We start from the raw sequence: 14,850 nt of genomic DNA on the forward strand, positions 1-14,850 counted from the left end.
CGCGGGGACGTCTGTCGAGGTAATGGACCGGACCAATGGGGACCCGAAGGTCGACGAGGAGGACGCATGACCGCCAACCACGCGGTGGTCGTCGGCGGCGGCCTGGCCGGCGTCACCACCGCCCTGGAACTCGCCGACGCCGGCATGCGGGTGACACTCCTGGAGAGCCGCCCCCGACTCGGCGGACTCGCCTTCTCCTTCAAGCGCGGCGAGCTGACCGTGGACAACGGCCAGCACGTCTACCTGCGTTGCTGCACCGCCTACCGGTGGTTCCTCGACCGCGTCGACGGCGCCGCCCTCGCCCCCCTCCAGGACCGCCTCGACGTACCCGTACTCGACGTCGCGCACCCCCGGGGGCCGCGCCTGGGCCGGCTGCGCCGCAGCGCTCTGCCCGTGCCCCTGCACCTGGCCTCCTCCCTGGCCCGCTACCCGCACCTCACCCTCGCCGAGCGGGCGAGCGTCGGGCGGGCCGCCCTCGCGCTGCGCCGCCTCGACCCGGCCGACCCGGCCCTCGACGGCCTGGACTTCGCCACCTGGCTCGGCCGGCACGGCCAGTCCCCGCGCACCATCGAGGCGCTGTGGGACCTCGTCGGCATCGCCACCCTCAACGCCACCGCCGACCAGTCCTCCCTGGGGCTGGCCGCCATGGTCTTCAAGACCGGCCTGCTGTCCGAGAACGGCGCCGCCGACATCGGCTGGGCCCGCGTCCCCCTCGGCGACCTGCACGACGTCCTCGCCCGCAAGGCACTCGACGCGGCCGGCGTGCGCACCGAGCTGCGGACCCGCGTCACCTGCCTGTCGCGGCTGGAGTCCGGCAGTTGGCGGGTCGACACCGAGAGCGAATCGCTCGACGCGGACACCGTGGTCCTGGCCGTCCCGCAACGCGAGGCGCACGCGTTGCTGCCGCCCGGGGCGCTCGCCGACCCGGACAAGCTCCTCGACATCGGCACGGCCCCCATCCTCAACGTCCACGTCGTCTACGACCGCAAGGTGCTGCGGCAGCCCTTCTTCGCCGCCCTCGGCACCCCCGTCCAGTGGGTCTTCGACCGCACCGACGCCTCCGGGCTGACCGACGGCGGCCAGTACCTGGCCCTGTCCCAGTCGGTGGCCCAGGACGACATCGACGAGCCCGTCTCGGTCCTGCGGGCCAAGTACCTGCCCGAGTTGGAGCGGCTGCTGCCCGCCGCACGCGGCGCGAAGGTACGGGACTTCTTCGTCACCCGGGAGCGGACCGCCACCTTCGCCCCCACCCCCGGAGTCGGCCGACTGCGGCCCGGCGCCCGGACCGACACGCCGGGACTGTTTCTCGCCGGTGCGTGGACCGCCACCGGTTGGCCCGCGACCATGGAGAGCGCCGTCCGAAGCGGACTGGCCGCGGCGCACGCCGCGCTCGCCGGTCTCGACCGCCGGCGCGAACACCCGCTGCAGGAGGCGGTATGACGAGCATCGACACCACCGCCGCAGCACGTACACGTACAGGAACCAGAGGAGAGCCAGTGAACCCGGGGAATCCGGCTGTCGAGAACGCGGATGCCAGTGTGGGCACGGCCGGTGGGGAGAAGGCGGACACCGTCGCCCTGCTGGAGCGTGGCCGCGCACTGTCGACGCCCGCGCTCCGCGCCGCCGTGGAACGGCTCGCATCGCCCATGGACACCGTCGCCGCCTACCACTTCGGCTGGATCGACGCCCACGGCAACCCGGCGGACGGCGACGGGGGCAAGGCGATCCGCCCCGCCCTCGCCCTGCTCTCCGCGGAGGCCGCGGGCGCGGCGCCCGAGGTCGGCATCCCGGGCGCCGCGGCCGTCGAGCTCGTCCACAACTTCTCGCTGCTGCACGACGACCTGATGGACGGCGACGAACAGCGCCGCCACCGCGACACCGTGTGGAAGGTGCACGGCCCGGCCCTCGCGATCCTCGTCGGCGACGCGCTCTTCGCCCTCGCCAACGAGATCCTGCTGGAACTGGGCACCGTCGAGGCCGGGCGCGCCACGCGCCGGTTGACCACCGCCAGCCGCAAGCTCATCGACGGCCAGGCCCAGGACATCTCGTACGAGCACCGCGAGCGCGTCAGCGTCGAGGAGTGCCTGGAGATGGAGGGCAACAAGACCGGCGCCCTGCTCGCCTGCGCCGTCTCGATCGGCGCGGTGCTCGGCGGCGCGGACGACCGCACCGCCGACAAGCTGGAGGAGTACGGCTACCACCTCGGCCTCGCCTTCCAGGCCGTCGACGACCTGCTCGGCATCTGGGGCGACCCGGAGAGCACCGGCAAGCAGACGTGGAGCGACCTGCGCCAGCGCAAGAAGTCCCTGCCGGTCGTCGCCGCCCTCGCGGCCGGGGGCCCGGCGGCCGAGGAACTCGGCGAACTGCTCGCCGCCGACGCCAAGAGCAACGACTTCGAGAACTTCTCGGAGGAGGAGTTCGCGGCCCGCGCCGCCCTGATCGACGCCGCGGGCGGCCGCGAGTGGACCGCCGAGGAAGCGCGCCGCCAGCACACGATCGCCATCCGCGCGCTCGATGACGTCGACATGCCCCAGCGGGTGCGCGAACAGCTCGTCGCCCTCGCCGACTTCGTCGTCGTGCGCAAGAGGTGATCGCCACCCGTACGTGGATATGAATCGCGAGTCGCCGGCCGGCGCCGCCGTCTAACGGGCATCACGCCCGGGCGCGCACCGGCCGACGGCAGACCCCAGCACAGCAGAGGACACTGCAACGTAAGGGGAAGCCATGACAGCGACGACCGACGGTGGTGCGGGTTCCCGCGGCACCGGACCGGACCACGGCACCGCGACGCACACGGCGGCCGCCACCACGGGGCCGCCTGGCCCGGCACCGGCCGGGGTCCGGGAACGCCCGAACCCCGGGACACCCCCCGGCCCGACACCGACCGGATCCGCGACGACGACGGGATCCACGACATCGACCGGATCCGTGACATCGCCCGGATCGGTCACGACGGGACCTTCGACACCGATCGGGTCCGCGTGGCCCGGTGGGGTCGAGGACGCACGGGAGGCCGCACAGCGCGCCGTCCGCAACCTGCTGGGCCGCCAGGACCCGGCCGGCTGGTGGAAGGGCGACCTGGAGACCAACGTCACCATGGACGCGGAGGACCTGCTGCTGCGGCAGTTCCTCGGCATCCGGGACGAGGCCACCACCCAGGCCGCGGCCCTGTTCATCCGCGGCGAGCAGGAGAGCGACGGCACCTGGGCCACCTTCCACGGGGGCCCGTCCGACCTCTCCGCCACCATCGAGGCGTACGTGGCCCTGCGCCTCGCCGGCGACGACCCGGACGCCCCGCACATGGCCCGCGCCTCCGCCTGGATCCGGGGCCACGGAGGCATCGCGGCCGCCCGGGTCTTCACCCGGATCTGGCTCGCGCTCTTCGGCTGGTGGAGCTGGGACCACCTCCCCGAACTGCCACCCGAGTTGGTCTTCCTCCCGTCCTGGATGCCCCTGAACATCTACGACTTCGGCTGCTGGGCCCGCCAGACCATCGTCCCGCTCACCGTGGTCTCCGCACTGCGGCCGGTGCGCCCGGCGCCATTCGCGCTGGACGAACTGCACGCCGATGCCCGGGCGCCCTACCCGGCGGTGAAGCTCGCCCCGGTGGCGAGTTGGGACGGGCTCTTCCAGCGGATGGACAAGGCCCTGCACGTCTACCGGCGCTTCGCACCGCGCCGGGTGCGCGAGGCGGCGATGGCCGCCGCCGGCCGGTGGATCGTCGACCGGCAGGAGAGCGACGGCTGTTGGGGCGGCATCCAGCCGCCCGCCGTGTACTCCGTCATCGCCCTCCACCTGCTCGGCCACGACCTCCGGCACCCGGTGATGCGGGCGGGGCTGGAGTCGCTCGACCGGTTCGCCGTCTGGCGCGAGGACGGCGCCAGGATGATCGAGGCCTGCCAGTCGCCGGTCTGGGACACCTGCCTCGCCGCCATCGCGCTGGCCGACGCGGGCGTACCGCCCGACCACCCGGCCCTCGTCAAGGCGGCCGACTGGATGCTCGGCGAGGAGATCACCCGCACCGGTGACTGGGCCGTGCGGCGCCCCGGACTCGCCCCCGGTGGTTGGGCGTTCGAGTTCCACAACGACAACTACCCCGACATCGACGACACCGCCGAGGTGGTCCTGGCCCTGCGCCGGATCCGCCATCCCGAGCCCGCACGCGTCGAGGCCGCCATCGCCCGAGGGGTGGCCTGGACGCTCGGCATGCAGTCCCGCAACGGAGCCTGGGGCGCCTTCGACGCCGACAACACCAGCCCGTACCCCAACAAGTTGCCGTTCTGCGACTTCGGCGAGGTCATCGACCCCCCGTCGGCCGACGTCACCGCCCACGTCGTGGAGATGCTCGCCGTCGAGGGGAGGTCCGCCGAGCCGCGCACCCGGCGTGGCATCGCCTGGCTCCTGGCCGAACAGGAGCCGGAGGGCGGCTGGTTCGGCCGCTGGGGCACCAACTACGTGTACGGAACCGGCTCGGTGGTCCCCGCCCTGACGGCCGCCGGGATGCCCGTCTCGCACCCCGCGATCAGGCGGGCGGTGGGCTGGCTGGAGACCGTACAGAACGAGGACGGCGGCTGGGGCGAGGACCAGCGGTCCTACCACGACCCGTCATGGGCCGGGAAGGGCGCCTCCACCCCCTCGCAGACCGCCTGGGCGCTCATGGCGCTGCTGTCGGCCGGCGAACGCGACGGCGCGGCGGTGGAACGGGGCATCGCGTACCTGGTCCGGACCCAGGAGGAGGACGGATCCTGGGACGAGCCCTACTTCACCGGCACCGGCTTCCCCTGGGACTTCTCCATCAACTACCACCTGTACCGGCAGGTCTTCCCGCTCACCGCTCTCGGCCGCTACCTGTACGGCGAACCCTTCGGCCCGGACGGCCGGTCGGACGGACCGGCCGGGGCCCTCGCGCGGGAGCCCCGATGACCGCGGCCCGGCCCCCCGGGACCGACCCCGCGTTGCTGGTCGCCTGCGCCCTGCACATCGAACGCCTGGCCCTGCGCGGCGGCGACGAACGCGGCTCGCCCGCCCCGTACACCGTCCTGCGGACCGGCATGGGCCCGCGCGCCGCCGACGAGGCCGTCGGCCGGGCGCTCACCGGCCCCGGGATGGAACGGGCCGCCGTGCTCGCCACCGGCTTCTGCGCCGGACTGGTACCCGGCATGAACCCGGGCGACCTCGTCGTCGCCGAGGAGACCCGGGACCCTCGCGGCACCGTCGCCTGCGACGGCACCGCCCTGCTCGCCGAGGCACTGGCCCGGGCCGTACCCGGCCGGACCGTGCACCTCGGCGCGTTGACCGGATCCGACCACGTGGTCCGCGGCCAGGAGCGCGCGCACCTGCGCGCCACCGGCGCCGTCGCGGTCGACATGGAATCGGCGGCCACCCTGTGGACCGCCGCCCGCGGCCCCACCGCGGAACCCGGCGCGAACCGCCCGGTTGCGGCCGTCCGGGTGATCGTGGACGCTCCGGAGCACGAGCTCGTCCGTATCGGCACGGTGCGCGGAGGAATATCGGCTTTCCGCGTGTTGCGTGCCGTACTGCCCGCGTTTCATGACTGGCACCGTTCTTTGCTGCTCCCCAGGAGGTGAGCCAGATGGCCATGCCGTTGCGACAGTCCATCAGGGTCGGGACCTATCTTCTCGAACAGAAGCTCCGCAAGGTCGAGAAGTTCCCTTTGATCGTCGAACTGGAGCCGCTCTACGCCTGCAACCTGGCCTGCGAGGGGTGCGGGAAGATCCAGCACCCGGCCGGCGTCCTCAAGCAGCGCATGCCGGTCGCCCAGGCGGTCGGCGCCGTCCTGGAGTCCGGGGCGCCCATGGTCTCCATCGCGGGTGGCGAGCCCTTGATGCACCCGCAGATCCACGAGATCGTCCGTCAATTGGTGGCCAAGCGGAAGTACGTCTTCCTCTGCACCAACGCGATGCTCCTCCGCAAGAAGATCGAGAAGTTCACCCCGTCCCCCTATTTCGCGTTCGCCGTGCACATCGACGGCCTGCGCGAGCGCCACGACGAGTCCGTGGCCAAGGAAGGCGTCTTCGACGAGGCCGTGGCGGCCATCAAGGAGGCGAAGAAGCGCGGATTCCGGGTCACCACGAACTCCACCTTCTTCAACACCGACACCCCCCAGACCATCATCGAGGTACTGAACTACCTCAATGACGACCTGGAGGTGGACGAGATGATGATCTCGCCCGCCTACGCCTACGAAAAGGCGCCCGACCAGGAACACTTCCTCGGAGTGGAACAGACCCGCGAACTCTTCAAGAAGGCCTTCGCGGGCGGCAACCGGCGTCGCTGGCGGCTCAACCACTCGCCGCTCTTCCTGGACTTCCTGGAAGGCAAGGTCGATTTCCCCTGCACCGCGTGGGCCATTCCGAATTACTCCCTCTTCGGATGGCAGCGCCCCTGCTATCTGATGAGCGACGGATACGTCCCCACGTACCGGGAGCTGATCGAGGACACCGACTGGAACAAGTACGGCCGGGGCAAGGACCCGCGCTGCGCGAACTGCATGGCGCACTGCGGCTACGAACCCACCGCGGTCCTCGCCACCATGGGCTCCCTCAAGGAATCCCTGCGCGCGGCCCGGGAGACCATCGGCGGCAACCGGGGCACGTCGGCATGAGCGCCGGCCAGGCGGGGGAGGGCGGCCGGGGCACGGGCTTCGACCTCGGCGCCCTGCTGGCCGAACGCGGCGGAGAGCGGTACGAGCTGCACAGCCGCCACCTCAACCACCAGCTGCCCCGGATGCTGCGCACCATCGGCTTCGACAAGGTCTACGAGCGGGCCGAGGGAGCCCACTTCTTCGACGCCGAGGGCAACGACTACCTGGACATGCTGGCCGGGTTCGGGGTGATGGGTCTGGGTCGCCACCACCCCGTGGTCCGGCGTGCCCTGCACGACGTGCTGGACGCGCAGCTCGCCGACCTCACCCGCTTCGACTGCCAGCCGCTGCCCGGACTGCTCGCGGAGAAGCTGCTGTCGTACAGTCCGCACCTGGACCGGGTCTTCTTCGGCAACAGCGGCACCGAGGCGGTGGAGACCGCCCTGAAGTTCGCCCGATACGCCACCGGGCGGCCCAGGGTCCTCTACTGCGACCACGCCTTCCACGGGCTCACCACCGGCTCGCTCTCGGTCAACGGGGAGGACGGCTTCCGGGACGGTTTCGCCCCGCTGCTGCCCGACACGAAGATCGCGCTGGGAGACCTGGCCGCCCTGGAGCGCGAACTGCGGCGGGGCGACGTGGCCGCCCTCGTCGTCGAACCGATCCAGGGCAAGGGCGTGCTGTCCGCCCCGCCCGGGTTCCTGCTCGCCGCACAGGAACTGCTGCACCGGCACAAGGCGCTGCTGATCGCGGACGAGGTGCAGACCGGTCTCGGACGTACCGGTGACTTCTACGCCTATCAGCACGAACCCGGCGTGGAACCGGATCTGGTGTGCGTGGCCAAGGCCCTCTCCGGGGGCTACGTGCCCGTCGGCGCCACCCTCGGCAAGGATTGGATCTTCAAGAAGGTCTACTCCTCGATGGACCGGGTCCTGGTGCACTCCGCCAGCTTCGGATCCAACGCGCAGGCGATGGCGGCCGGACTGGCGGTGCTCTCCGTCATGGACGACGAGGCGCTCGTGGCCCGTGCGCGATCGACGGGCGACCTGTTGCGCGGGCGGCTCGCCGCCCTGGTGGACGAGTACGAGCTGCTGCACGAGGTGCGCGGCCGCGGCCTGATGATCGGCATCGAGTTCGGCCGACCGTCCTCGCTGGGGCTGCGCAGCCGCTGGACGATGCTCCAGGCGGCCCGCAAGGGGCTCTTCGCGCAGATGGTCGTGGTGCCGCTGCTCCAGAAGCACCGGATCCTCACGCAGGTCTCCGGGGACCACCTTGAGGTCATCAAGCTCATTCCGCCGCTGATCGTGGACGAGCGGGACGTCGACCGGTTCGTCGGCGCCTTCCGTGAGGTCATGGACGAGGCGCACGGCGGGGGCGGGCTGATGTGGGAGTTCGGCAGGACGCTGGTGAAGCAGGCCGTCGGCAACCGCTGACGGCCCGCTCCCACCCGGCGGTGTCCGGCGTCGACGGAATCAGACCGGCTCTTCGAGGAGCCGGTCCCGCAGCCGGTCGAGGGTCTCGGGCGTCAGCCCGAGACCCTCCGCCAGATAGCCGTCCACGCCGCCCCAGGTCGCGTCGATGACCTCGAACGCGGCGACCAGGTACTCGGCGCGGGCGTCGAAGAGCGGCGCGAGAAGCGCCATGACCTCGGGCGAACGGGCCTCCGGCGCGTCGCTGCCCCGGCGGACCCGGTAACGGTTGTGCGGGGCGTTCGACTCCAGGTAGTCCGCCACGATCACCTCGCGTTCCACCCCGAGCGCGAGCAGGGTGACGGCGATCGACAGGCCGGCCCGGTCCTTGCCCGCCGCGCAGTGCATCAGCGCGGGGAGGCTCTCCTCGGCGAGGGCGCGGACGACCCGACCGTGTTCGACGGTCCGGTTCCGGATGATGCCGCGATAGGAGTTCTCCATCCGGGCGACGGCCTTTCCGTTGCCCAGTACGGCATTCAGTCGGTCGAGGTCGCCGTCGCGGACCATCGTCCAGAACTCCCGACCGTCGGCGGGATCCGAGAGCGGGATGTTCACGTTCCGCACGCCGGGCAGTTCCACGTCCGGCCCTTCCAGCGCGTGATCGGCGTCGTTGCGGAAGTCGAAGACCGTGTGCAGACGGAGCGATACGAGGAACTGTGCATCGGTTTCGGTGGCATGTGCCAGATGTCCGCTTCGGAAGAGTCGTCCTGACCTGACCCTCCGTCCGTCGGTGGTCGTCAGCCCGCCCACGTCACGGAAGTTGCGCACTCCGGACAGTTCGGGCGTCACGGACGGGGTTCGGGGTATCTGCCGGGTCAAGGGGGTTCCTCCGCGTCGTCGTGAAGTGTCCGAATTACACTACTTGGGACCAACTTGCCATCAGGGGAGGCGAGATCGCGCCAGGCTCCGTGAGCCAGATCATACGGTGACCGTGCGTGCCTGATCGCGAAACTCGAATTGCCATGTGGCGCGGGTTGTTGATGGTCCGGAATGGACAGAGGGTGACGGGAATTCCGGCGGCCCCCCATGTCTGGGATTCCGTCAGGAAATTCATGGCTTGTTGTGCGTGGCAGGACTCGATTACCTTCGCGATCGATCCGGGTGGACCGCCTAATCCTGCCGCCGCCCGGGAACCCCACCCGACTATTCACGCGCGCGGCAGGAGCGGGGGAACCAGGTAAGCCGCCGTTCCGGGGCCTCGTCTCCGGGACGGCTAGGGGTGAAGCCGCACTTCGGCCGTCGTCACCGACGCCGATGCGCGACCGGACATCTCCAGTCCGAACCCGACAGCTCACCTCGCAGGCGACGGAGAGGAATTCGCCATGCCCGCAAAGGGTAAGCACCGCCGTCCGAAGACCAGTTCCCTGTCCCGCGGGTTCGCCGCCGCGGGAACCGGCGGCGCGGCACTCGCCCTGCCGCTGATCGGAGCCGCCGGCGCCCACGCTGCCGGTGCTCCCGCGACCGCCCCCGTCGCCGCGCCCGTGTCGGCCCCGGACGCCGCGCCGGCGGCCGCCCCGCAGGCCCCGGTGTCCCTCCAGGCCGCCCCCATCGCCGCGAAGGCCGCCCCGACCGTCTACACCGTCGTGTCGGGCGACTACCTCTCGAAGATCGCCGCCGACCGTCAGATCTCCGGCGGTTGGGAGCGTCTGTACGCCGACAACCGGCAGGCCGTCGGCTCCGACCCCTCGCTGATCCACCCCGGCCTGAAGCTGACCCTCGGCGCGGCGGCTCCCGCCACCCGGTCCGCTCCGGCCCCGTCGGAGTCGCAGACGCAGTCGCGCTCCGGCAAGGGTGCCCCCTCCGCTCCGAAGTCGACCGAGCGGTCCGCCGGCGCGGCTCGGGCCGACTCCGAGGCCGGCTCCGCCGCCAAGGCCCCCGCCAAGCGGCCCGCGGCCTCCGCCGGCCAGGGCGGCGACACCTCCGGCGACACCTCCGCGAACACGGGCACGGGCACCGGCTTCGTCGCCCCGGTCGGCGGCGGGATCTCCACCCAGTACCGCGCCTCCGGCGCCATGTGGTCCTCCGGTTACCACACCGGCGTCGACTTCATCGCGAGCTCCGGCACCACCGTCAAGGCCGTCGGCGCGGGCACCGTGGTCTCCGCCGGATGGGGCGGCGCGTACGGCAACGAGGTCGTGATCCGGCACGCGGACGGCAGGTACTCGCAGTACGGCCACATGTCCTCGCTGTCCGTCTCGACCGGCCAGGGCGTCACGCCCGGACAGCGGATCGGGCTCTCCGGCTCCACCGGCAACTCCTCCGGCCCGCACCTCCACTTCGAGATCCGCACCGGCCCGTCCTACGGCTCGGACGTCGACCCGCTGGCCTACCTGCGCTCGAAGGGCGTCAGCATCTGACGCACCGCTCGCAGGAGCACGGACACGCGTGAGGCCGGGACCCGAGGGGGTCCCGGCCTCACGCGATTCTTATTCCGCGTATGCATGGTGGGATAGATCACGGTCCGTCAACCCCTCATTACGTTGGCGTAGGTCGCCCGCGGGGGTGAAGGATGTCGAACTGTGGCAGCGACGAAGACGACACTCAAGACCATCGGCTCGTACGCGGCGATCGGGGACAGCTTCACCGAGGGCGTGGGGGACCCGGGACCCGGGGATGCACATCTCGGCTGGGCGGACCGGCTGGCCGTACTCCTGGCCGATCGGCGCGAAGAACACGATTTCCGGTACGCCAACCTGGCCGTGCGCGGAAAGCTCCTCGACCAGATCGTGGCCGACCAGGTGCCCCGGGCCAAGGCCCTCGCCCCGGACCTGGTCACCTTCTGCGCGGGCGGCAACGACATCATCCGGCCGGGCAGCGACCCGGACGCCACGGCGGAACGCTTCGAGGCGGCCGTGGCCGACCTCGTCGGCTCCGTCGGGCAGGTCATGATCACGACCGGGTTCGACACCCGGGGCGTACCGGTCCTGCGGTACATGCGGGGCAAGATCGCCACGTACAACGCGCACGTGCGAGCCGTGGCCGACAAGTACGACTGCCCGGTCCTCGACCTCTGGTCCCTGAAGTCCGTACAGGACCGACGGGCCTGGGACGGCGACCGACTGCACCTCTCGCCCGAGGGCCACACCCGCGTCGCGCTGCGCGCCGCGCAGGTGCTCGGCCTGGACGTGCCGACCGACCCGGACCAGCCGTGGCCGCCGGAGCGCCCGCGCGGATCGGTGGACGTGACGCGGGACAACATCCAGTGGGCGCGCGAACACCTGGTCCCGTGGATCGGCCGACGGCTGCGCGGGGAGTCCTCCGGGGACCACGTCGAGGCGAAGCGCCCCGACCTGCTGCCCCTGTAGGACCCGGCCCGCAGGGCGGAGCCCTTATGACCAAGGGGGATCGGCCGACCGGGTCGCGGGACGACGGGCCCGACGAGTCGGTCGGCGGTGGCGGAATCCTTCGGGGCCGGTGTGCGTTGGGATGGTCGTAGACGTACGACCGTCCCGCCCCGATCCACCCAGGAGGCGCCTTGACCGGCTCCCGTCCCCTGCGTCCCCGGCTGCGCGCCCTGCGGCCCGAAGCCTTCGGCGCGGATCCGTCCGGCGCGCGCCTGGAGCGGATCCGCCGCTCGCCGAACTTCGCCGACGGCGTCTTCCAGAACCCGGTCGGTGCCCGGACCAGGCCCTCCGGTTCGATGGCGGAGTTCGCCAAGATCTACTTCCACAAGGAACAGCGGGTCCGACGCAGCCCCGCCGGCGCGATCCCGGTCTATCCGACGACCCTCGCCGAACTGGCGAAGCCGCCGGTCAGCGGGTTGCGCCTGACCTGGATGGGCCACTCCACCGTGCTCGCCGAGATCGACGGCCGCAGGGTGCTCTTCGATCCGGTGTGGGGCGAGCGGTGTTCCCCCTTCCCCTTCGCCGGACCCAAGCGGCTGCACCCCGTGCCCGTGCCGCTGGCCTCCCTCGGCGACGTCGACGTGGTCGTGATCTCACACGACCACTACGACCACCTCGACCTCCCGACGATCAAGGCACTGGCCGGGCGGGACATCGTCTTCGCGGTCCCGCTGGGCGTCGGAGCCCACCTGGAGCGCTGGGGAGTCCCCGCCGACCGGATCCGCGAGCTCGACTGGAACGAAACCACCGAGGTCGCCGGGCTCTCGCTGACGGCCACCCCGGCCCGGCACTTCTGCGGCCGGGGACTGCGCAACCAGCAGTTCACCCTGTGGGCCTCCTGGGTCGTCGCGGGGGAACGCCACCGGATCTACCACAGCGGTGACACCGGCTACTTCCCCGGCTTCAAGGAGATCGGCGCGACGCACGGCCCCTTCGACGCCACGATGATCCAGATCGGCGCGTACTCCGAGTACTGGAGCGAGATCCACATGACGCCGCAGGAGGGCATGCAAGCCCACCTGGACCTCCAGGGCGGCATCCCGCACGGCACGATGCTGCCCATCCACTGGGGCACCTTCAACCTGGCCCTGCACCCCTGGGACGAGCCCGGCGAGGGCACGGTGACCGCCTCCCGGGAGACCGGCTCCGCCATCGCCCTCCCGGTACCGGGCCAGCCGTTCGAACCGGGCGCCTCCGACGCGCCGGCCGAACCGTGGTGGCGGCCCTTCGTCGTCGCCGAACCCGCCCCCGCCCGGATGACGACGGCCGCGCCGACGGCCCCCGCGCGGACCGCCCTCGCCCCGGCCGTCACCGGCCGGGAGGAGTCGGAGGCCGTCGGGGCGTAGCTCCTGTCACCACCCGGGGCCCGGGGCGGCTCCGGTCCTCGCCGGGAGCGCGAACGCGCGCTCGGACGGCGTACGCCCGGTTCCGCCCGGGCGTACGCGCTCCCGGCGGATTCGGGCTGTCGTACGAGCGCTCCGTCGCAAGCGGGAAGCACCCCCGCCAAGTTCCCCGAGTGACGGTCCCGGGCGGGAGAGTGCGGTCTAGCGTGGGTATCCGGTGATCAACGCCGGGCCTCGGCACGACCGGGGGCCCGGGCCCCACGTACCGAGGACGCCGATGTCCGGACTCCGCGCCGCCCGCCACTCCCCGTCGAGACACGCCGCCACCGGTCCCGGCCGGCAGATACGCCCCCAGATGCTCCGCGCCACGGTCCTGCCCACCCTCGCCGCCGGACTCAGCGGCACCGCCGCTGTGATCTTCACGCTCCAACTCGGCGGAGGCGCCGGCGACCGGGACGCCCGACTGTGGCCGGTCCTCGGCGGCTGCGCCCTCCTCGTGGTCGGTGCGCTCGCCGCAGCCCTGCTCGGCGGACAACGCGCGGCGAAGGCCGTCCGCGACCGGTGCGAGGCCCTGCGCCGCTCCAGCGTGCGCGGCCGGCAGGAACTGCGGACGGCCGCCGACCGGCTGGAACGGGGCGAGGCCGCGCCCCGCCCGGTGCGCGGCGGCCCGAGCGGGCCGCCGCACACCGATCCGGCGGGGGTGGACGAGTTCTGGCTGCTGTCCCAGGAACTCCGGGGTGCCCGGGAACAGGCGCACACGACGCTCGTCCGGCTGGCCGGCCCGGTCACCCCGTCCGACAGCGACCGCAAGGTCGAGGTCTTCGTCAACCTCGCACGCCGCCTCCAGTCCCTGGTACACCGGGAGATCGCGCTCCTCGACGACCTGGAGGACACCGTCGAGGACCCCGATCTGCTCAGGCAGCTCTTCCACGTCGATCACCTCGCCACCCGGATCCGCCGCCACGCCGAGAACCTCGCCGTCCTCGGCGGCGCCCCCTCCCGGCGCCAGTGGACCCGCCCCATCGATCTGAGCGAGGTGCTGCGCTCCTCCGTCGCGGAGGTCGAGCAGTACACGCGGGTGAAGGTGGTACCCCCGGCGGGCGGCACCGTCCGGGGGCACGCCGTAGCGGACGTCGTGCACCTGCTGGCCGAACTCGTCGAGAACGCCACCGTCTTCTCCGCCCCCGACACCGACGTGACGGTGCGCGCCGAGCGCGTGACCGCCGGGGTGGCGGTCGAGGTGGAGGACCGCGGGCTGGGCATGCCGGTCGGGGAACAGCACCGGATGAACGCCCTGCTGGGCGATCCCGACCAGGTCAACGTCCGGCACCTGCTGGGGGACGGTCGGATCGGCCTGTTCGTGGTCGCGGCGCTGGCCCGGCGGCACGGCATCGCCGTCGAGCTCAAGTCCAACATCTACGGCGGGGTGCTCGCCGTGCTCGTGTTGCCGCAGGAGCTGTTGGGCGCCGAGGCGCCGAGCGCCGCCGACGCACAGGGGGGCGGCTCCCGGGCCGGCTCGTGGGGCTCCGGGGAAACGGACACGATGCCGGCGCCCGCGCCCGTACGGGCGTCCGCCCAGCCGCACCGGCCCGAGAGCCACGCGTCCGAGAGCCACCGGTCCGAGACCGTCGATCCGCGTCCGGCCGTTTCGCCGTGGGACCCGCCCGCCCCGGGGCACTCGGCCGCTCCCGTCCCGGCGCCCGATCCGGAACCGTCGCGGGCGGAGGTCGTGCCGAGTCGGATCGTGTCGCCCGGGGTCGTGCCGACGTGTGCGGCGCCGCCCGCGTACGCGGGCGAGGCCCCCGAGGTGCTCCTCGGCACGGTCGTCCCCGCGACCGGCCTCACCACCGTTCCCGTGAGCGGCGCGGACGCGGACCCGCCGCCGCTGCCCCGACGCCACGCCCGCGCACACCTTGTTCCCGAGCCCAGCGAGGCCACCGGCCCGAGCCGTGCCCCGGATGCCGAACCGCCCGTGCACGACCCAGGGTTGATGGCGGCCTTCCAACGGGGCTTCGGTCTCGCCCGATCGGAGGGGCCCGCATGACCACGATCCCCACCCCCACCCCCACCCCTCTCACCAGTCCCACCCC

11 protein-coding genes and 1 riboswitch are annotated in these 14,850 nt (G+C 72.3%); of the genes, 10 read left to right on the forward strand and 1 reads right to left on the reverse strand.

The genetic code is table 11. From position 1 onward, the window contains the following. Positions 1-66 precede the first annotated feature (66 nt). From hpnE to OTB19_RS23255, 6 genes are all read left to right on the forward strand, one after another. Positions 67-1,440 (forward strand): hydroxysqualene dehydroxylase HpnE, encoded by a 1,374-nt coding sequence (hpnE, locus tag OTB19_RS23230; RefSeq protein WP_267800283.1) that lies wholly within the window; start codon positions 67-69, stop codon positions 1,438-1,440. Positions 1,441-1,496: 56 nt separating this feature from the next. Further along, the gene (locus OTB19_RS23235; RefSeq protein WP_385638184.1) at positions 1,497-2,591 is read left to right on the forward strand and encodes a polyprenyl synthetase family protein; all 1,095 of its coding nucleotides are present in this window, start codon (positions 1,497-1,499) and stop codon (positions 2,589-2,591) included. Positions 2,592-2,970: 379 nt separating this feature from the next. Then, positions 2,971-4,923: a squalene--hopene cyclase gene (gene shc, locus OTB19_RS23240; RefSeq protein WP_267800311.1), complete on the forward strand. Its 1,953-nt coding sequence runs from the start codon at positions 2,971-2,973 to the stop codon at positions 4,921-4,923. Continuing rightward, positions 4,920-5,588: a 1-hydroxy-2-methyl-2-butenyl 4-diphosphate reductase gene (locus OTB19_RS23245; protein ID WP_267800285.1), complete on the forward strand. Its 669-nt coding sequence runs from the start codon at positions 4,920-4,922 to the stop codon at positions 5,586-5,588. Before shc ends, OTB19_RS23245 begins: the two co-directional genes overlap by 4 nt. 5 nt (positions 5,589-5,593) lie before the next feature. Continuing rightward, entirely contained in the window at positions 5,594-6,625 is a 1,032-nt protein-coding gene (gene hpnH, locus OTB19_RS23250; protein WP_267800286.1) for an adenosyl-hopene transferase HpnH, read from the forward strand. Continuing rightward, positions 6,622-8,037 (forward strand): aspartate aminotransferase family protein, encoded by a 1,416-nt coding sequence (locus OTB19_RS23255; RefSeq protein ID WP_267800287.1) that lies wholly within the window; start codon positions 6,622-6,624, stop codon positions 8,035-8,037. The genes hpnH and OTB19_RS23255 overlap by 4 nt, the downstream gene beginning before the upstream one ends. Positions 8,038-8,076: 39 nt before the next feature. Here OTB19_RS23255 and OTB19_RS23260 read toward each other — a convergent pair whose 3' ends face one another. Then, positions 8,077-8,892 carry a tyrosine-protein phosphatase gene (locus OTB19_RS23260; protein ID WP_267800288.1) on the reverse strand — a complete coding sequence of 272 codons (816 nt, stop codon included), beginning with the start codon at positions 8,890-8,892 and terminating at the stop codon, positions 8,077-8,079. 311 nt (positions 8,893-9,203) lie between these two features. After that, a riboswitch (cyclic di-AMP (ydaO/yuaA leader) is annotated at positions 9,204-9,391 on the forward strand. A gap of 4 nt (positions 9,392-9,395) precedes the next feature. On the opposite strand from OTB19_RS23260, the gene OTB19_RS23265 reads away from it, so the two are divergent. The 4 genes from OTB19_RS23265 (at position 9,396) to OTB19_RS23280 (ending at position 14,804) form a co-directional block, all read left to right on the forward strand. Further along, on the forward strand, positions 9,396-10,430 hold the full coding sequence (locus OTB19_RS23265; protein ID WP_267800289.1) for a LysM peptidoglycan-binding domain-containing M23 family metallopeptidase: 1,035 nt from the start codon (positions 9,396-9,398) through the stop codon (positions 10,428-10,430). A 162-nt stretch (positions 10,431-10,592) separates the two neighbouring features. Next, positions 10,593-11,378: an SGNH/GDSL hydrolase family protein gene (locus OTB19_RS23270; RefSeq protein ID WP_267800290.1), complete on the forward strand. Its 786-nt coding sequence runs from the start codon at positions 10,593-10,595 to the stop codon at positions 11,376-11,378. A gap of 170 nt (positions 11,379-11,548) precedes the next feature. Beyond that, positions 11,549-12,763 carry an MBL fold metallo-hydrolase gene (locus OTB19_RS23275; RefSeq protein ID WP_267800291.1) on the forward strand — a complete coding sequence of 405 codons (1,215 nt, stop codon included), beginning with the start codon at positions 11,549-11,551 and terminating at the stop codon, positions 12,761-12,763. 274 nt (positions 12,764-13,037) lie between these two features. Next, complete coding sequence (locus OTB19_RS23280) at positions 13,038-14,804, forward strand: sensor histidine kinase (RefSeq protein WP_267800292.1); 1,767 nt, start codon at positions 13,038-13,040, stop codon at positions 14,802-14,804. The last annotated feature ends 46 nt before the right edge of the window (positions 14,805-14,850 follow it).

This window comes from Streptomyces sp. H27-H5 (assembly GCF_026627505.1).
Classification (GTDB): Bacteria; Actinomycetota; Actinomycetes; order Streptomycetales; family Streptomycetaceae; genus Streptomyces.